This is a genomic window from Nocardia sp. NPDC003183 (assembly GCF_053590715.1).
Genome location: NZ_JBSFTG010000004.1, coordinates 298,890 through 314,610, shown reverse-complemented (window position 1 = coordinate 314,610; position 15,721 = coordinate 298,890). Strand labels below are relative to the sequence as shown.

Below are 15,721 nucleotides of genomic sequence, written 5' to 3'. Positions count from 1 at the left end.
CTCGGAATGGCGCCGGACTGCCCACCGCGCGGCGGGACCGGTCGTTGCTGGGGGAACTCGCCCGACGGGTTCGGCCCGGATCGCCGCGGGGCGAATCCGTCCGGTCCGGGACGTTGCTGCTGCGGAAACTCACCCGAGCGCCCGGCGGAACCAGGTCCGGGGCGCTGCTGTTGCGGGAATTCGCCCGAACGGCCGGCGGAACCAGGTCCGGGGCGCTGCTGTTGCGGGAATTCGCCCGAGCGCGCGCCGGAACCAGGTGCGTGGCGTTGCTGGGGAGGTACAGGGCGACCGTCCGGCCCGTAAGCAGGGGGGCGCGGTGGCAGGCCGGGCGGACCGGCAGGAGGCTGCGGTGCGCCGGGAGGGCCGCCTACACCGGGGCGCGGCGGCGGTCCGGGACGTTGCTGCTGCGGGAATTCACCCGAACGATTCGCCTGGCCGGGCGGTCGTTGACGTGGAGCGGGCCCGCGCCCTTGGCGGTCGCCCTGGGGCGGGCGCTGCTGATCCGGGCGGTAGTCGGCCGGGCGTGGCTGACCCTGTGCCGGGCGGAACCCGGCCGGTGGCTGTTCGGTGGGGCGACCGGGAGCCGGCGCGGCGCCGTGATCCGGCCCGGGACGGTATCCGGCCTGTTCTGGACGCACCCCGGGCCGAGCACCTGGCGCACCGGGATGACGTGGCGCGCCGGGCAGATCCACCGCGGGCCGATTCCCCGGCTGACGAAATCCACCGGGCTGTTCGAACGCCGGATCACCGGGGCGTACCGGCGGTCGGCCATCGCGAGGCGCGGCGTCCGGTCGATGACCAGGCGCGCCGGGCCGCCGATCCACGTGCTGTGCGGCCTCGTCGCGGTCGGCGTCCTGTCCGGCCGTCATCCCGCGTTCCCACGGAGCACTGGGCGCCCGGCGCAGGGTCGGGTCGTCGTCGTGGTCACGCCGATGAGCGGAATCATCGTCGCCCATCATGCCTCCTGTACCCGGCGTAACCCGCGAATCCCGCCGGTCCGATGAGCGTTTCGCTCACCAGTGCCACTCTCGTCCTTGTCTGTCATGGTGCCCTGACCGCGCGTCAGGCGCGGGTGTTCACTGCCGTTGCAGCCGCTGACGTGCCCGCCGCAGTCGACCCGCCCGTTCGACCGTCTCCGGGGTGAACCCTTCGTCGGCGGGGTCGGGCTGTCCGCGGAACCGCCGCAGCAGTCGGCGCCCGGCCAGCAGCAACAGCAGTATCGCGGCACATGCGGTAATTATGGCCAGGGCCTGACCGTAGGCGTTCGAGCGCACCGAGACCGAGGTCGCCTCTCCTAGCGCTATCCCGTCCGGGGTGGTAAGGGCGATCGGAATGACCAGCTTACGGCTGTCGCTCACCTCGGTCGGGATCTGGAACGACCGGGTCCCGGACGGCGGAAGCAGCTGTTCGCCGATATCGGTGATGTTCGTCTCGGCAGGCGCTTCGATCCGGAACATCACCCGGATGGCGACGGGCAGTTCATTGCGCGCCACCAGCAACAACGGGCTCTGCTCGGAGGCCAGTGTGTACACCCCGCCCGGTGGCAGCACCGAGACCGAGGAGAACATCGTGTCCAGTTCGCGGGTCGCCTGGTCGATGCGCCGCTGGGCGTGCAGGTCGGCGAGCGTGTCGTTGTCGGCCCTGCGGTCGGACAGGCTCAGCGCGCGCAGCAGATCCTCGCGTGCCGGGGTGAGGAACGCGTGCGGGGTGAGCTCGGATTCGGGCAGTTCGACCAGCGCGCGCATCAGCTCGGTCACCCGGGCGCCCTGGTCGTGCACCGGTCCGATGAACTGTTCCGGCGCGGCGTCCTGGGCGGCGCGCGGCAGATACTCCAGCGCGAACGGCCGCGGGTCGGGTGCCTGTGTGACGAGGTCGGTGAAGCTGCGCGGGCCGGCGAGGTTGTTGCGGGTGAGCAGTTCGACCTGCTTGAGCAGCGCGACGCCCTCCTCCCGGCTGGCACCCCACTGCTGCGGTGGCATCAGCAGCTGCGAGCGCGGCCGGTCCGGCGACGGATTGAGCGCACTCCAGGCCATCGCGCCGAGCGCGTCCTGCAACCGGGCCGCGCGTGAGTCGTTGGTGACGTCGAACCGCACCTTCGACGGTGTGAACGACGGCGTCGGGGGGTTCGAGCCGACCGCGGCCAGCGCGGTCGCCGACCAGATGTCGAAGGTGGTCACCCGCAGCGCGGGATCGGTCCCGGCGGCGGCGCCGGCGGGCGGTTCCACGCTCACGCCCGGCACCCGCACGACATCGGGCGCGGACTGTTCCCCACCGACGACCACATCGGGCGTGAGCGTGGTCGGAGCGGAGGTGAGCGCGTTGTCGGTATCGGCGGGCGACCCGTCACCCGACACCGCGGAACCGGCCAGCACCGCCGTGCCGTATCCGTGCTCGCGCAACAACAGCCCGGCCGGATCGTCGATGCTGCCCGAATCGGGCAGGCTCACCCCGCGCAGCGACTGCGTGCCGAGGATCGAGTCCACGACGTCGGCGGGCGCGAGCAGGGCCCGCGCCGACAGACCCGGATCGTTCACCGCGGCCAGTGCCGACACGTCGACCTGCGCGAACGGCAGGGCCACCGTGCACATCGACCCGGCCAGCGCGCGCAACCGGTCGAGCCAGGCTTGCGCGTTGGCCGCCCCGGTCCCCTCCCTGGTCGCCCCGCTCGGATCCGACGGACTGGCCAGCACCCGATAGCCGCGCGTCATCGTCTGCACGGTCGAGACGAGGTCGGGATCGATGGCGATACACACCGATCCGGCCACACTTCTGTCTTTGCCCGGCGCGGGCACCACCGATTCCAGCGCGGCGACGAGCTGTTCGAGCCGCCCGCCCTTGCCGACCGAGGCCGCCAGTTCGTCATCGAGCAGTTCGGCCTGGCCGTTCACCGAGCCGGGCTTGCCCGCGACCATGCGCGGCCGGTCGGCCAGCGGCCAGATCATCGTGGTCGCGACCGGTGACGCTTCCGGCGGCGGTGTCACCGCCGGTTCCGCGCTGCCGTCCACACCGGTCGGCGGCAGTCCGAGGACGGGGAGCAGGAAGCGCGCGTCGTCGAGCCTGGCCTGGGTGCCGTAGGCGGGTTCACCGTTGACGTTGAGCAGCAGCGGATACACCCCGGGATCGGTGAGCCCGAGCGATGCCTCCGAGCCCGCGCGCAACGCGATGCTCACCGAGAACTGTTTGCGCTGACCGGGACTCAACTGCGGCGCCACATCCTGGAACGGACCGGTCACCTCGTAGTTCACCTGGTCCAGCCGTAGCGAACTGCGCAACCCACTCGGCGAAGCCACCGCGGCGGCCCGTTGGATCCGCACGCTCACATCGTCGACGACCCGGTCGCCGATATTGGTGACTGTGCCGGAGATGGTCAGCTTCGGGTCGCTGCCGGTGGTGACCGTGCCCGGCGCCACCGCGTCCAGGGTCAGCTTGAGAAACTTCGGCGTTCCCGACCCGTCCGTTTGAGCGTGCGCGACCGCGGGCAGCAGCGTCATCGAACCCAAGATGGTCAGGACCGCCGTGATCAGCCGGATCAGTCCACCCGTCATCGCTTGCCGGTCTCCATCCGGTCGATCAATCGGTTCGCCACTTCGGCCAACCGCCGTTCGTCGGCGTAGGCCAGTCGGGAATCCAACTCGCTCAACGGAACCCACGCAACCTGGGTCACTTCGACGTCGGCGTCGGACAGCTCACCGCCCAGACACCGCAGCAGAAAATGGTGCACGGTCTTGTGTACCCGTCTGCCCTCGGTGACGAACCAGTAATCGATGCTGCCGAGCTCGGCGACCACTTCCCCGTCGATTCCGGTTTCCTCGGCGACTTCGCGGATCGCGGTCTGCTCGGAGGTCTCGCCCTCTTCGATATGCCCTTTGGGCAGCGACCACAACAGTCGTCCGCGACGGTCGGTGCGCCCGATCAGCGCGGCGGTGCGCTGTTCCTTGGGGCCGTCGAGCCCTTCGACGACCAGGCCGCCCGCCGAGGTTTCCCGCACGGTGCGCATGCGGGGTTTGCCGGCGTTGTTCGCCGAACCGCGCCGCCGCGGCTGGCGGCGTCGACTGTTCGCGCGATCGGCCGGAGGAGACACCTCGCCAGCTTAGCTGGGTTTGTTTTTGCGGCACCTGCGGTGCCGCGGGGTTTGCGCCCCCTGGTGTCCCGCAGTTGGGGGCGCAAACCCTTCGATGTGTGGGTGCTCAGAGGCGGCAGGGGCGCAATCGATTGGACCGGGTCGGTAAAGTCGACGTTCGTGGTTTCCCCCGATGTTGTCCCTGATGCTGTGGCGGATCGTCGTGCTCGCCTGCTGGCGGGGGCGGCGGTGACTTTGGGGCAGCTCAATGATGTTTTGACGCCGTTGGGGGCGATGTTCGCCGAGAAGGGGCACAGTCTTTATCTGGTCGGTGGCAGCGTGCGTGACGCGGTGCTCGGCCGGCTCGGCAACGACCTGGATTTCACCACCGACGCGCGGCCGGAGGTCGTGCAGGAGCTGATGCGTGGGTGGGCCGACCACCTGTGGGATACCGGCGGCTTGGCCTTCGGCACGGTCAGCGCGGCCAAGAAAGATCAGCAGCTCGAGATCACCACCTTCCGCGCCGATACCTACGACCGGGTCTCGCGTAATCCCGAGGTCACCTTCGGCGACTCACTCGAGGGCGACCTGGTGCGCCGCGATTTCACGGTGAACGCGATGGCGGTCAAGATCGCCGCCGACGGGTCGCTGGAATTCGTCGACCCGCTCAACGGGATCGAAGCGCTGCTCGAAGGCGTGCTGGATACTCCTGCGGCGCCACAGGATTCGTTCGACGACGATCCGCTGCGGATGCTGCGGGCCGCGCGCTTCGTCGCCCAGCTGGGTTTCGAGGTCGCGCCGCGGGTGCGTGCGGCGATCATCGAGATGGCCGATCAGATCGACCGGATCACCGCCGAGCGGGTGCGCGCCGAACTCGACAAACTGATCGGCGCCGACCACCCGATCGACGGCATCAACCTCATGTGCGACACCGGACTGGCGCAGCGCGTGCTGCCCGAGGTGCCCGCGATGAAGCTCGAGATCGACGAGCACCACCAGCACAAGGACGTGTACCAGCATTCGCTGACCGTGCTGCAGCAGGCGATCGACCAGGAGGAAGGCGACGCCGACCTGGTATTGCGCTGGGCGGCACTGCTGCACGACATCGGCAAGCCCGACACCAAACGCAACGAGCCCGCGGGCGGCGTGAGTTTCCACCACCACGAGGTGGTCGGCGCGAAGATGGTGCGCAAGCGGATGCGAGCGCTGAAGTACCCGAAGGCATTCACCGAAGAGGTTGCGCGCCTGGTGTTCCTGCACCTGCGTTTCCACGGTTACGGCAAGGGACAGTGGACCGATTCGGCGGTGCGCCGATACGTCACCGACGCCGACGACCTGCTCGAACGCCTGCACAAGCTCGTGCGCGCCGACTGCACCACCCGCAACAAGCGCCGCGCCGCGGCCCTGCGCTCGACCTACGACGAGCTGGAGGAGCGGATCGCGGCGCTGCGTGAGCAGGAGGACCTGGCCCGGGTGCGCCCGGATCTGGACGGCAACGCGATCATGGAACTGCTCGGGCTGCCGCCGGGGCCGCAGGTCGGTAAGGCATGGAAGTACCTGAAGGATCTGCGACTCGACCGCGGCCCGATGACCCGCGACGAGGCCGAAGCCGCCCTGCGGGAATGGTGGGCCACGCAGAACTGATCAGAAGACGATCAGCGTTGTTCCCGCGATGATGGCGTCGCGGATCTGGGTCAGGTCGAACGAGCCGGTGGTTTCGGGCAGTTCGAGCCGGAATTTCACCACGTCACCGCGCCGGTGCGCGTAGGAGATGCTGGCCCGGTTGGGCAGGTCGTCGAGCAGTAGCGCCGGCGCGGGCACCACGCGCTTGGGGAGTCGGATGCCGTACCAACTGGCCTTGCGGATGTCGAGGGTGAGCAGGTTGTCGTAGACCTGCCCGTCGACGACCGCCCGCATCTTGCGCGTGCGATGCGTCGCGACGATCTGTCCGCGCTGGTCGAGGCGCACCCGCCAATCCAGGTTCTGGGCGTCCACCCAGTCCGCCAGCGCGCCGATGCCGATGGCGCCCTCGATGTCGAGTTGCTGGACCCGAACCTTGGTCGGCACACCGGGAATCAGCCGCACACCGTGCGCGACCACGGTGACCGTGTCGAACGGATGTGAGTCCCAGACCAGGTTCGACAGCACGGTCTTGCTCTGGAAGTGAGCGCCTCGTCTGCGCAGCTTGAACGTGTCGAGGGTGGCGGTGAGGTCGTGCCCGAGCAGCGTGGCACTGATCTCCTGGCCGCCGAAACGGCTGAGGATGCCCTCGCTGAGCACGGTCATCAGCACATCGGGCATGAGCGCGGTGACGGTGCCGGAACCGAGGTCGGCGACGGGGTCGGCCCAGGACGTGGTGAAGCCGAGCCACTGGTCGATCCATGACGGGTCGAGCAGACGTTTGCCCATATCGACAGCGCCTGCCAGTGACCAGGACTTCGGATCGAAATACGTGGCCATGATGGCTCCGAGCGTACTTGGCCGCGTCGCCGGTGGCCATGAAGTGTGACCCGTTTATGGGATATCACCACCGGTTGCTTCCGAAGGTGCGGAGTTGTTTTCTTGTTACATCCGAATATGCGGACATATCCTGATCGGGTGGCGAAACTGCGAATCAAGGAAGCGGCCGATCTGCTCGGTGTCAGCGACGACACGGTGCGTCGCTGGATCGACACGGGCGCCCTCTCGGCGACCAAGGACGCCGCGGGCCGCCTGGTGCTGGACGGCCGGGAGCTGGCCGAACACGCCGTCGACCAGGCACGCACGCCACACACCCAGGTGGGTAGTGCCAGTTCGGCACGCAATCGGTTTCCGGGTCTGGTCACTCGCGTGGTGACCGACACGGTGATGGCACAGGTGGAGATGCAATGCGGTCCTTTCACGGTGGTTTCGCTGATGAGCAGCGAATCGGTGCGCGAGCTGGGGCTCGAGCCGGGCAGCGTCGCGCTGGCGAGCGTCAAGGCCACGACAGTGGTGGTCGAGAAGGCCGCCGAATGATCGGCCGGGTCGCGCTCGGTGCCGCGCTGGTGCTGGTCACCGTGAGTGGTTGCGGGAGTGGCGATACCGAGCAATCCACGCTCACCGTGTTCGCCGCGGCGTCACTGAAGAGCGTGTTCACCGGTTTGGAGAAGGACTTCGAGACCGCCAATCCCGGTGTGGATGTGCAGTTCTCGTTCGCCGGTTCGTCGGATCTGGCCGCCCAGCTCCAAGCGGGAGCTCCCGCTGATGTTTTCGCCTCGGCCGACCAGCCGACCATGGACAAGGCGGTCCAGAGCGGCCGAATCACCGCGGCCCCGGCCACTTTCGCCACCAACGTCCTCACCTTGGTCACCGCACCGGGAAATCCCAAGGGCATCACCGGAATCAACGACCTCGCCGACGCCACCCTGGTGGTCTGTGCTCCCCAGGTTCCGTGCGGCCGGGCGACGAAGAAGGTCGCCGACGCCGCGGGCGCCACGCTGCGTCCGGTGAGTGAGGAGTCCTCCGTGGCCGATGTTCTCACCAAGGTGACCTCCGGCCAGGCCGACGCCGGCTTCGTCTACGTCACCGATGCGTCCGCCGCGGGCGCGAAGGTGGGCGTCGTGGCGGTGCCCGAGGCGTCGGCGGCCGTGAACACGTATCCGATTGCCGTGGTGGCGGATTCGAAGCAAGCCGCGAACGCGCAGAAATTCTCCGAACTGGTCACCGGCCCCACCGGTCGGGCAGCCTTGGCCGCGGCGGGGTTCGGCGCGCCGTGATCGGTGTCGGCATCGGCGGCGCAGGCGGACCCGGCATCGCCGCGTGTTGCGCGGGCGGTGCCCGGTCCTGCTGGTTGGCTGGTGTCGTGAAGATTCCGGATCGGCCGGGGGTCGGTGTCGCGTGAGCACCGGGTTGCCTCGGTGGTTGCCGGTGCCCGCCGTCATCGGGTTCGCGCTGGTGGTGCTCCCGCTGGCCGCGTTGGCCTGGGGAGTGGAGTGGGGCCGGTTCGTCGAGCTGGTGAGTACCGAAGCATCAAGGGACGCACTGTGGTTGAGCCTGCGCACCGCGACCGCGAGCACCGTGCTGTGCCTGGTGTTCGGGGTGCCGATGGCGGCGGTGCTGGCCCGGGCCCGGTGGCCGGGGATGCCGGTGTTGCGTGCTCTGGTGTTGTTGCCCTTGGTATTACCGCCGGTGGTCGGCGGTATCGCGCTGCTCTACACCTTCGGCCGACGGGGGCTGCTCGGCGAACACCTCGAAACCGCGGGGATTCAGATCGCGTTCAGTACGACCGCGGTCGTACTGGCGCAAACCTTTGTGGCACTGCCCTTTCTGGTGCTCACCCTCGAAGGGGCGTTGCGGACGGCGGGTAGCCGCTACGAGCAGATCGCCGCGACGCTGGGTGCGGGCCCGAATACGGTCTGGTGGCGGATCACCCTGCCCCTGCTTCGACCCGCGCTGATCTCCGGCGCGGTCCTCGCCTTCGCCCGCGCCCTCGGCGAATTCGGCGCCACCCTCACCTTCGCGGGCAGTCTCCAAGGCCGCACCCGCACCCTCCCGCTGGAGATCTACCTCCAGCGGGAAGCCGATCCCGACGCGGCCGTCGCCCTGTCGGTGGTGCTGATCGTCGTCGCCGTCCTGATCGTCCTGCTCGCCTACCGCCGCACCAGCCCGATCCCCGGCACCCAGCTGCGCAGCGGCGCCGGTGCTCCGCGAGAGCGATCGGCGGCGTGAAGTGACCGAGGAATACGTGCCCTCGCCCGCTGCGGCATTGAACTGTCCGACCGGTCTGTCGGTATCGGCGCGGATCGCCGCCCGCGATCTCGACGTGCGGATCGACGTCGCCCCGGGCGAGGTGCTTGCCGTGCTCGGCCCCAACGGTGCGGGCAAATCCAGTCTGCTCCAGGTGATCGCCGGGCTGGTCGTCCCAGACGAAGGCCACGTACGACTCGGCGATCGCAGCCTCACCGACACCGCCGAAGGCATCGCGCTACCGCCACATCGACGCGCCGTCTCCCTCCTCGCCCAGGATCCGCTCCTGTTCCCCCACCTCAGCGTGCGTGACAACGTCGCGTTCGGCCCGCGCAGCCGCGGCGCGAGCACCCGCACCGCCCGGAAAATCGCGGAAGGCTGGCTGACCGCGGTCGACGCGACCGCCTTCGCCGACCGCCACCCCGGTGCCCTCTCCGGCGGCCAAGCCCAGCGCGTCGCCCTGGCCCGCGCCCTCGCTGTCGACCCCGACCTGCTGCTCCTCGACGAACCCATGTCGGCGCTCGACGTCGACGTAGCCCCGGCCATGCGCACCCTGCTGCGTCGTGTCCTGCGCGACGAACCCGGCCGCGCCCACCCCCGATGCGCCGTCCTGGTCACCCACGACATCATCGACGCCATCACCCTCGCTGACCGCCTCGTCGTTCTGGAGGCGGGCCGCGTCGTCGAGTCCGGCCCGGTCGCGGAGGTGATGTCGCACCCGCGCAACCCCTTCGCCGCCCGCGTCGCCGGCCTCAACCTCCTGCGCGGCACCGGGGTCGAGTCGGCGCTGCTGCCCGCGTCGGCGGCTCAATCCTGGGATCAGCCGAGTTCAGCGGATCAGCCAGGTGCCGATGAACCGGCGATGCCGCGTACGCCCCTCGACGAGCAGGCCCCGGCCTTCGGGACTGTGCTGGTCGAAGACCTCGGTGTCGACGGCCGCGTTGTCGGGGATTTCGTACCCGGTGCCCGCGCGGCCGCGGTGTTCTCCCCGGCCGCGGTGTCGGTCTTCCGCACCCGGCCCGGCGGCAGCCCACGCAACGTCTTCACCGTCGACATCGCGGAGATCACCGACCGGGGCGGCATCGTCCGAGTCCGCGGTGACGCACCGCGGGCTCCCGGCCTGTGCGCCGATCTGACCCCGGCGGCCGTCGCCCAACTCCAGCTCACTATCGGTGCGCGGGTGTACTTCGCGGTGAAGGCCACCGAGGTCCGCGTGTACGCCTGCTGAACCACGCCCCGGGTGATAACGGTATGAATCTGTGCGTTCATGCTCGAAATACCGGGGTACATTCCCGGCGAGTGACCCGCGAAGACCGGAGGGCATCACATGCCGCTGGACCTGAACAGTGATCTGGGCGAGGGCTTCGGCCCGTGGCGGATGGGCGACGACGCCGCCATGCTCGACATCGTGACCAGCGCGAACATCGCGTGTGGTTTCCATGCAGGCGATCCGGCCACCATGCGCCGCACCTGCGAACTCGCCGTGGCCAAGGGTGTGCGGATCGGCGCGCACGTCGGCTATCGCGATCTGGTCGGTTTCGGCCGCCGCGATATCGCCATCGCCCCGGCCGATCTGCGCGACGAGGTGCTCTATCAGATCGGCGCGCTCGCGGCCTTCGCGCGGGCGGCGGGCGACCGGGTCCGCTATGTGAAACCGCACGGCGCGCTCTACCACGCGGCCGCCCGCGATCGCCTGCTCGCCGAAGCCCTTGTCGCCGCGGTGGCCGAAGCCGAACCCGGTCTCGCGCTGCTCGGACCGGCGGGTACCGAACTGGAACGGGCCGCTCAGCGGGTGCGTTTCGTCGGTGAGGGATTCGCCGACCGGGCTTACACTGCAACGGGTTCGCTGGCCCCGCGCGGAGTTGCCGGGGCGGTGCTGTCGGCCGACGACGCCGTGGCCCAGGCGACAACTCTTGCGCTGTCGGGGACCGCGCGTACCGTAGACGGTCCCGGTACGGTCGCCGTGTCCGTGGCCAGCGTGTGCGTCCACGGCGACTCTCCGGCGGCCGTCGAGATGGCCCGCCGGATCCGGGGGGCGCTCGACGAAGCCGGGATACCGGTGGAGCCGTTCAGCTGAGGGGTGGGAGGCACGATGGACATCGATTGGAACGCGCGGATCCGGCCCGCGGGTGACCGCGCCGTGCTCATCACCCTCGACGACCCGCGCCCGGTACAGCGGTTGGCCTCCGCGCTGCGCGTGCACGCGATAGCCGGTGTCGAGGATGTGCTGCCCGCGGCGGAAACCGTGCTGGTCACCATGCATTCGGTGAGTTATGGCGTGCAGGTCCGCCGTGAACTCGTCGCGCTGCTCGACCGGCTGGATCACGAGCCACCGCAAGCGGATTCGCCAGATGTTTCCCGTGGAACAGTGCCGGATACCGAGGCGGTCGTGGAGATCCCGGTGCACTACGACGGCGCGGACCTGCCCGAGGTGGCCCGGCTGCTCGACCTGTCGATCCCGGAGGTGATCGCGGCGCATACCGGCACTGTCTGGCGGTGCGCGTTCGTCGGTTTCGCGCCCGGTTTCGGCTACCTCACCTCGCCCGACGGCAGGCTCACGGTGCCACGCCGCACCCATGCCCGCACGGCCATCCCGGCGGGCGCGGTGGCGCTGGCCGGCGGATATTCGGCGGTCTACCCGCGCGGCACGCCGGGCGGTTGGCAGTTGATCGGCACCACCGATCTGCGAATGTGGGCGGTGGACCGCGATCCACCCGCGCTGGTGCGGGCGGGTTCGGCGATCAGGTTCGTCGCTTCCGAGGAATAGCTGCTTCGGCGGAAAATCAAGGGCTGCTCAACGGTGCGCCGCCTCGACAGCGAATCGGGGAGAGATCGAATGCTGATCTTCATCGAACGGGTGGGGCCGCTCGCGACAGTGCAGGACCTGGGCAGACAGGGCTGGTTCGATTCCGGCGTCGGCCAGGCGGGTGCGGCCGACCGCGGGTCGCTGCGGCTGGCGAACCGGCTGGTCGGCAATCCGGAGAACTTCGCCGCCATCGAAGCACTGCTCGGCGGCCTCGCCCTGCGAGCCGACGGTCACCTCACCGTCGCGGTCACCGGCGCGCCCGCCCCCGCCACCGTCGACGGCACCCCGGTCGGGCATGCGAGTGTGCTCGAACTCGACGAGGGCCAGGTGCTGCGACTCGGCCTCGCGAACACTGGTCTGCGCAGCTACGTGGCGGTGCGTGGCGGAATCGATGTGGCCAAGGTGCTGGGTTCGCGTAGCCGCGACACCTTGTCCGGTATCGGTCCCGACCCGCTGGTGGTCGGCACGCAGTTGCCGGTCGGTCCCCCGCCGCGCACCCTGCCGACCGTGGAATTCGCGCCGGTTCCGTTGCCGCCGAAAGTGCTCACGGTCCGAGCGTGTCCGGGCCCGCGCGCGGACTGGTTCACCGATCCCGATCAGCTGTTCCGCGGTTCCTGGATCGTTTCCACCGACACCGACCGGGTCGGCGCCAGGCTGGATCGCGCCGACGGACCCCCGCTGGTGCGGTCGATCGGCCGCGAATTGCCCTCCGAGGGTGTGGCGCTGGGCTCGGTGCAGGTGCCACCGAGCGGTCAGCCCGTCGTCTTCCTGGCCGATCACCCGATCACCGGCGGTTATCCGGTGATCGCCGTCGTCCTCGATGCCGATGTCGACCGTGTCGCGCAGGCTCGCCCCGGCGACCGGCTGCTGTTCGTGGCGGCGTCCTGACTCAGCGCGGCGGATTCAATCGCGCGTGCATGAGGTACACGTTGTAGCTGTCCCACGCCGACATCGTGAAGTAGAGGTCCTGCGCGGTCGACCAGGGATGGATGAACCCGCCGTACGCCTTCGGATACATCTCGGTGGACACCAGCGGCACGGTCGAGGTCCAGGCGCCCTGTGGCTGGCCCGCGGTCCGCAACACGATCTGGCTCGCGGCCGAATCGAGATAGACCATCTGCCACTGCCGGCTTTCCTCGTCGAACCGCACCGACAGCTCGCTGGCCATCCCGTTCACGAGCGGTGTCGCCGAGTTCTGCGCCGCGGGCGCCCAATTGCCGTCCACCCAGTACTGATAGGCGGTCTTGTTGAGCACGTCGGCCTTGCGCACCCTGGCCAGGCCGATCATTCCGATCCGGCCGTTGGGCGTGCCGAACATGTAGACGTAATCCCCGTGCGGCACCATCGCCGCCACCTGGAACTGCCCGAGACCGAACATGTTCTCCCAGCGGGCATGCTGACCTTTGGTCCAGGTCGAGCCGCCGTCGTCGGAGTAGGCGAGTCCGCCGTAGTTCGTCATCCACATGCCGGGGATCTTCGACCAGTGGTTCACCGACATGTAGCTCATGAACTGCCGTTTGCCGAGCGCGAACCCCGAGGTCGGGATCGTGGTGGTCTCCCAGTTCTTGATCTTGCGGCTGCCGAGGAGCTCGGCGGCGTGACAGGGGCTGTCCTGCACCATCGAGTCGATGGTGATGCCGTCGTTCAGATCCTTGTCGGTGCTGTAGGCCAGCACATTCGATCGCCAGTCGGCGCCGTCGGAGCCCGCGCCGCCGTAGGCCCAGCCCTCGCCGAAGGTGTCGCCGAACACCATGGCCACCTTGCCCGGTTCGGTTTCCCAGAACAGCCCGAGGTCGGTGCCGTCGACCTGCCAGCGCATATCGGTCCGGTTGGTCGAGCCGTGTCCGGTGACCTGGTCCACGAGGCGGACGGACTCCACCTTCGCGGGCGCGACCGGCGCCGCGAGCGGGCCACGTTCGATCGGCCGGATCACCGGTTCCGGCGCTTCCTGGGCCGGTTCGCTCTCGCCGCCGGGCACCGGGATCGGAATCGGCTCGATCTCCGGGTTGATCCTGATCCGCGGCAACGCGATCGCCGATCCGGTCGAGGTGGACTCGTCCGAACTTTCGGGTTCGGGTTCCGGCGTGTCACGGACCTCCGGGCACGGATTGCGGCACGGATCCGTGGGCAGCGGAACCTGTGCGACGCGCGTGTTGTCGTGCGGCGGGTCGGGAATCGGTACCGGCGTCAGCTGCGGCACCCAGACGGGGATGTCGATGCTCGGCGGCAGGACCGGCGCCGGCGGTGCGGCCGGGTCGGGCAGCCGGTTGACCGGGTCGAATCCTGTTTCTCCGCAGAGATTCACCGGCGGGGGCACCCACGGCAGTGGGCCCGCCTGCGCGGGGACGGCGAGGATGGCGGACAGCACCACACCCACGGCGGCAGTTCCGTGCGATACCGGTCTTGCGCGCATCTGGCTCCCTCGAATCGGTGTCGGCGAGGAACACCTGTGATCTTGTGAGAACTTACCGGAACCGATCGCTGTTGCCGTGCGTCCAAACACATGTGAACGAAATCGAGTACGTCTTCGGAACCGGCGACGCGGTCGTGCACCACTGGTCGAGCCACGACGAACTGGCCGACACGAGCGTCGTCGATGCCCTCTGGATCGATTACGACACCGGGATCGACCACGACACGCTCCTCCCCGATATCCCGCTGGCCACCGCCGATCACCGCACGGTGCTGGCCCAGGAAACCGCGGGCACCCTCAGCAGGCCACCCTGGCTCGACGGGAATTGAGCGCGATGGCCGCGATGCCGAGGGCGTACACCCCGGCGCCGGCCAGCACCACCCCGATCGAACGTCCGTCGGCCGGGATCACCAGCGCGGTCACCGCGATCGCCAAGACGAAGCAGACGTTGAAAACCGTGTCCTGCAGGGCGAATACCTGCCCGCGCTGGTCGTCGTCGATGTCGATCTGCATGCTCGCGTCGCCGGTGAGCTTGATCGTCTGCCCGGCGAGGCCGAGCCCGAACGCGCCTGCCAGCAGCAGCCGGTGCGCGTTGTCGACCGCGGGACCGGTGGCCAGCGCGATGGGCGTCACGAGCGTGAGTTGCACGATCACCGCCGTCGAGAGCCCCACCAGTACCGTGCGCGGCCTGCCGAGGCGCGGAATCAGGATCGGCGCGCCGATCGCGGCCAGCAGCATGCCCGCCGCCGCGAAGCCGATCGCGACCCCGAAGCCGACCAGCCCGCCGCTCATCTCGGTGCCGTCGGTGGGCTGACGCAGCACCAGCACCATGATCAGCGTGTTCATCCCGAAGACGACGCGATGCGCGCCGATTCCGATCATCGCCGTGGTCACCTGGGCCGAATGCCACACGGCCCGCGCGCCGGTGCGCAGACCGGTCGCGATGGCGTGCACGGTGCTCTCGGTCCCCGCCGAGCCGCGGTCGGGACCGAGCACATGCGGGCGGAACCCCAAGGCCAGCACCGCGCCGACCAGCGAGCCGATCCCGCTCAACGCGACCGCGACCGCCGAGGCCGCGTCACCCGCGCCGATCAGCGCGATCACCGCCACCGACGCCGCGGCGCCGATCCCGGCACATACCGAGGCCACCGTCGCCAGCACCGAATTCATCGGCACCAGCCAGCGCTGTTCGAGCACGCGCGGCAGCGCCGCCGACACACCGGCCAGCACGAACCTGCTGATCCCCACCGTCGCCAGCGCCAGCACCAGCAGTGGCGTCTCCCCCACGCCCACGAACAGCCCGATCGCGGCCACGCCGATCAGTACCGCCCGCGCCACACTCGCCACCAGCAGCACATTGCGCCGATCCCATCGATCCAGCAGCGCGCCCGCATACGGTCCGAGCACCGAATAGGGCAGCAGCAGCACCGCGAAACCGGCGGCGATGGCCAGCGGATCGGTCTCGCGTTCCGGGTTGAACAGGATCGCGCCCGACAGCGCCGCCTGGAACATCCCGTCACCGAACTGCGCGGCCAGCCGCAACAGGGCCAGACGTGGCACCCGCGGGTTCCGGCGGACCACCTCGCGGGTGTCGCGAAGCAGATGTCTCATCGAGATCGGCTGCTCATCCGCCGTATTCGAGCCGTCAGGGGGATGAGTCGACACGTCATGACCATAGTGGTGCCAGAATTGAAGGGTGACGCCCACATCGACGACACCGCCGCGGATCGAACTA

General features: G+C 69.3%; 15 protein-coding genes. 10 read left to right on the top strand and 5 right to left on the bottom strand.

Annotation, left to right across the window (positions count from 1 at the left end):
- Positions 1-398: 398 nt before the first annotated feature.
- A complete protein-coding gene (locus tag ACWDXS_RS17370; protein WP_449966732.1) occupies positions 399-1,004 on the top strand; it encodes a hypothetical protein in 606 nt (201 codons plus the stop codon).
- A gap of 72 nt (positions 1,005-1,076) precedes the next feature.
- On the opposite strand, the gene ACWDXS_RS17365 is transcribed toward ACWDXS_RS17370, so the two are convergent.
- Both ACWDXS_RS17365 and ACWDXS_RS17360 read right to left on the bottom strand, forming a co-directional pair.
- Positions 1,077-3,545 (bottom strand): DUF6049 family protein, encoded by a 2,469-nt coding sequence (locus ACWDXS_RS17365; RefSeq protein ID WP_449966729.1) that lies wholly within the window; start codon positions 3,543-3,545, stop codon positions 1,077-1,079.
- Positions 3,542-3,997, bottom strand: coding sequence for an NUDIX hydrolase (locus ACWDXS_RS17360; protein ID WP_228536794.1), 456 nt, complete (start codon positions 3,995-3,997; stop codon positions 3,542-3,544). The genes ACWDXS_RS17365 and ACWDXS_RS17360 overlap by 4 nt, the downstream gene beginning before the upstream one ends.
- Positions 3,998-4,240: 243 nt before the next feature.
- On the opposite strand from ACWDXS_RS17360, the gene ACWDXS_RS17355 reads away from it, so the two are divergent.
- Positions 4,241-5,704, top strand: a complete 1,464-nt coding sequence (locus ACWDXS_RS17355) for a CCA tRNA nucleotidyltransferase (protein ID WP_387446033.1) — start codon at positions 4,241-4,243, stop codon at positions 5,702-5,704.
- On the opposite strand, the gene ACWDXS_RS17350 is transcribed toward ACWDXS_RS17355, so the two are convergent.
- On the bottom strand, positions 5,705-6,520 hold the full coding sequence (locus ACWDXS_RS17350) for a hypothetical protein (RefSeq protein WP_378989365.1): 816 nt from the start codon (positions 6,518-6,520) through the stop codon (positions 5,705-5,707).
- Positions 6,521-6,658: 138 nt separating this feature from the next.
- Here ACWDXS_RS17350 and ACWDXS_RS17345 point away from each other — a divergent pair, with 138 nt between their 5' ends.
- From ACWDXS_RS17345 to ACWDXS_RS17315, 7 genes are all read left to right on the top strand, one after another.
- Complete coding sequence (locus ACWDXS_RS17345) at positions 6,659-7,057, top strand: TOBE domain-containing protein (RefSeq protein WP_387446035.1); 399 nt, start codon at positions 6,659-6,661, stop codon at positions 7,055-7,057.
- On the top strand, positions 7,054-7,797 hold the full coding sequence (gene modA / locus ACWDXS_RS17340) for a molybdate ABC transporter substrate-binding protein (RefSeq protein ID WP_449966724.1): 744 nt from the start codon (positions 7,054-7,056) through the stop codon (positions 7,795-7,797). The genes ACWDXS_RS17345 and modA overlap by 4 nt, the downstream gene beginning before the upstream one ends.
- A gap of 121 nt (positions 7,798-7,918) precedes the next feature.
- Positions 7,919-8,749 carry an ABC transporter permease gene (locus tag ACWDXS_RS17335; protein ID WP_449966721.1) on the top strand — a complete coding sequence of 277 codons (831 nt, stop codon included), beginning with the start codon at positions 7,919-7,921 and terminating at the stop codon, positions 8,747-8,749.
- A gap of 1 nt (position 8,750) precedes the next feature.
- Complete coding sequence (locus ACWDXS_RS17330) at positions 8,751-9,995, top strand: sulfate/molybdate ABC transporter ATP-binding protein (protein ID WP_449966719.1); 1,245 nt, start codon at positions 8,751-8,753, stop codon at positions 9,993-9,995.
- Between the two features lie 99 nt (positions 9,996-10,094).
- Positions 10,095-10,844 carry a LamB/YcsF family protein gene (locus tag ACWDXS_RS17325; RefSeq protein ID WP_378989361.1) on the top strand — a complete coding sequence of 250 codons (750 nt, stop codon included), beginning with the start codon at positions 10,095-10,097 and terminating at the stop codon, positions 10,842-10,844.
- Between the two features lie 15 nt (positions 10,845-10,859).
- Entirely contained in the window at positions 10,860-11,534 is a 675-nt protein-coding gene (locus tag ACWDXS_RS17320; protein ID WP_378989360.1) for a 5-oxoprolinase subunit B family protein, read from the top strand.
- Positions 11,535-11,603: 69 nt separating this feature from the next.
- Complete coding sequence (locus ACWDXS_RS17315; RefSeq protein WP_378989359.1) at positions 11,604-12,461, top strand: 5-oxoprolinase subunit C family protein; 858 nt, start codon at positions 11,604-11,606, stop codon at positions 12,459-12,461.
- 1 nt (position 12,462) lies between these two features.
- On the opposite strand, the gene ACWDXS_RS17310 is transcribed toward ACWDXS_RS17315, so the two are convergent.
- On the bottom strand, positions 12,463-13,986 hold the full coding sequence (locus tag ACWDXS_RS17310; protein WP_449966714.1) for a DUF4185 domain-containing protein: 1,524 nt from the start codon (positions 13,984-13,986) through the stop codon (positions 12,463-12,465).
- A gap of 92 nt (positions 13,987-14,078) precedes the next feature.
- Here ACWDXS_RS17310 and ACWDXS_RS17305 point away from each other — a divergent pair, with 92 nt between their 5' ends.
- Positions 14,079-14,315, top strand: coding sequence for a hypothetical protein (locus ACWDXS_RS17305; RefSeq protein WP_387446039.1), 237 nt, complete (start codon positions 14,079-14,081; stop codon positions 14,313-14,315).
- On the opposite strand, the gene ACWDXS_RS17300 is transcribed toward ACWDXS_RS17305, so the two are convergent.
- The gene (locus ACWDXS_RS17300) at positions 14,284-15,597 is read right to left on the bottom strand and encodes an MFS transporter (protein ID WP_387446040.1); all 1,314 of its coding nucleotides are present in this window, start codon (positions 15,595-15,597) and stop codon (positions 14,284-14,286) included. The genes ACWDXS_RS17305 and ACWDXS_RS17300 overlap by 32 nt on opposite strands.
- Positions 15,598-15,721: the final 124 nt, after the last annotated feature.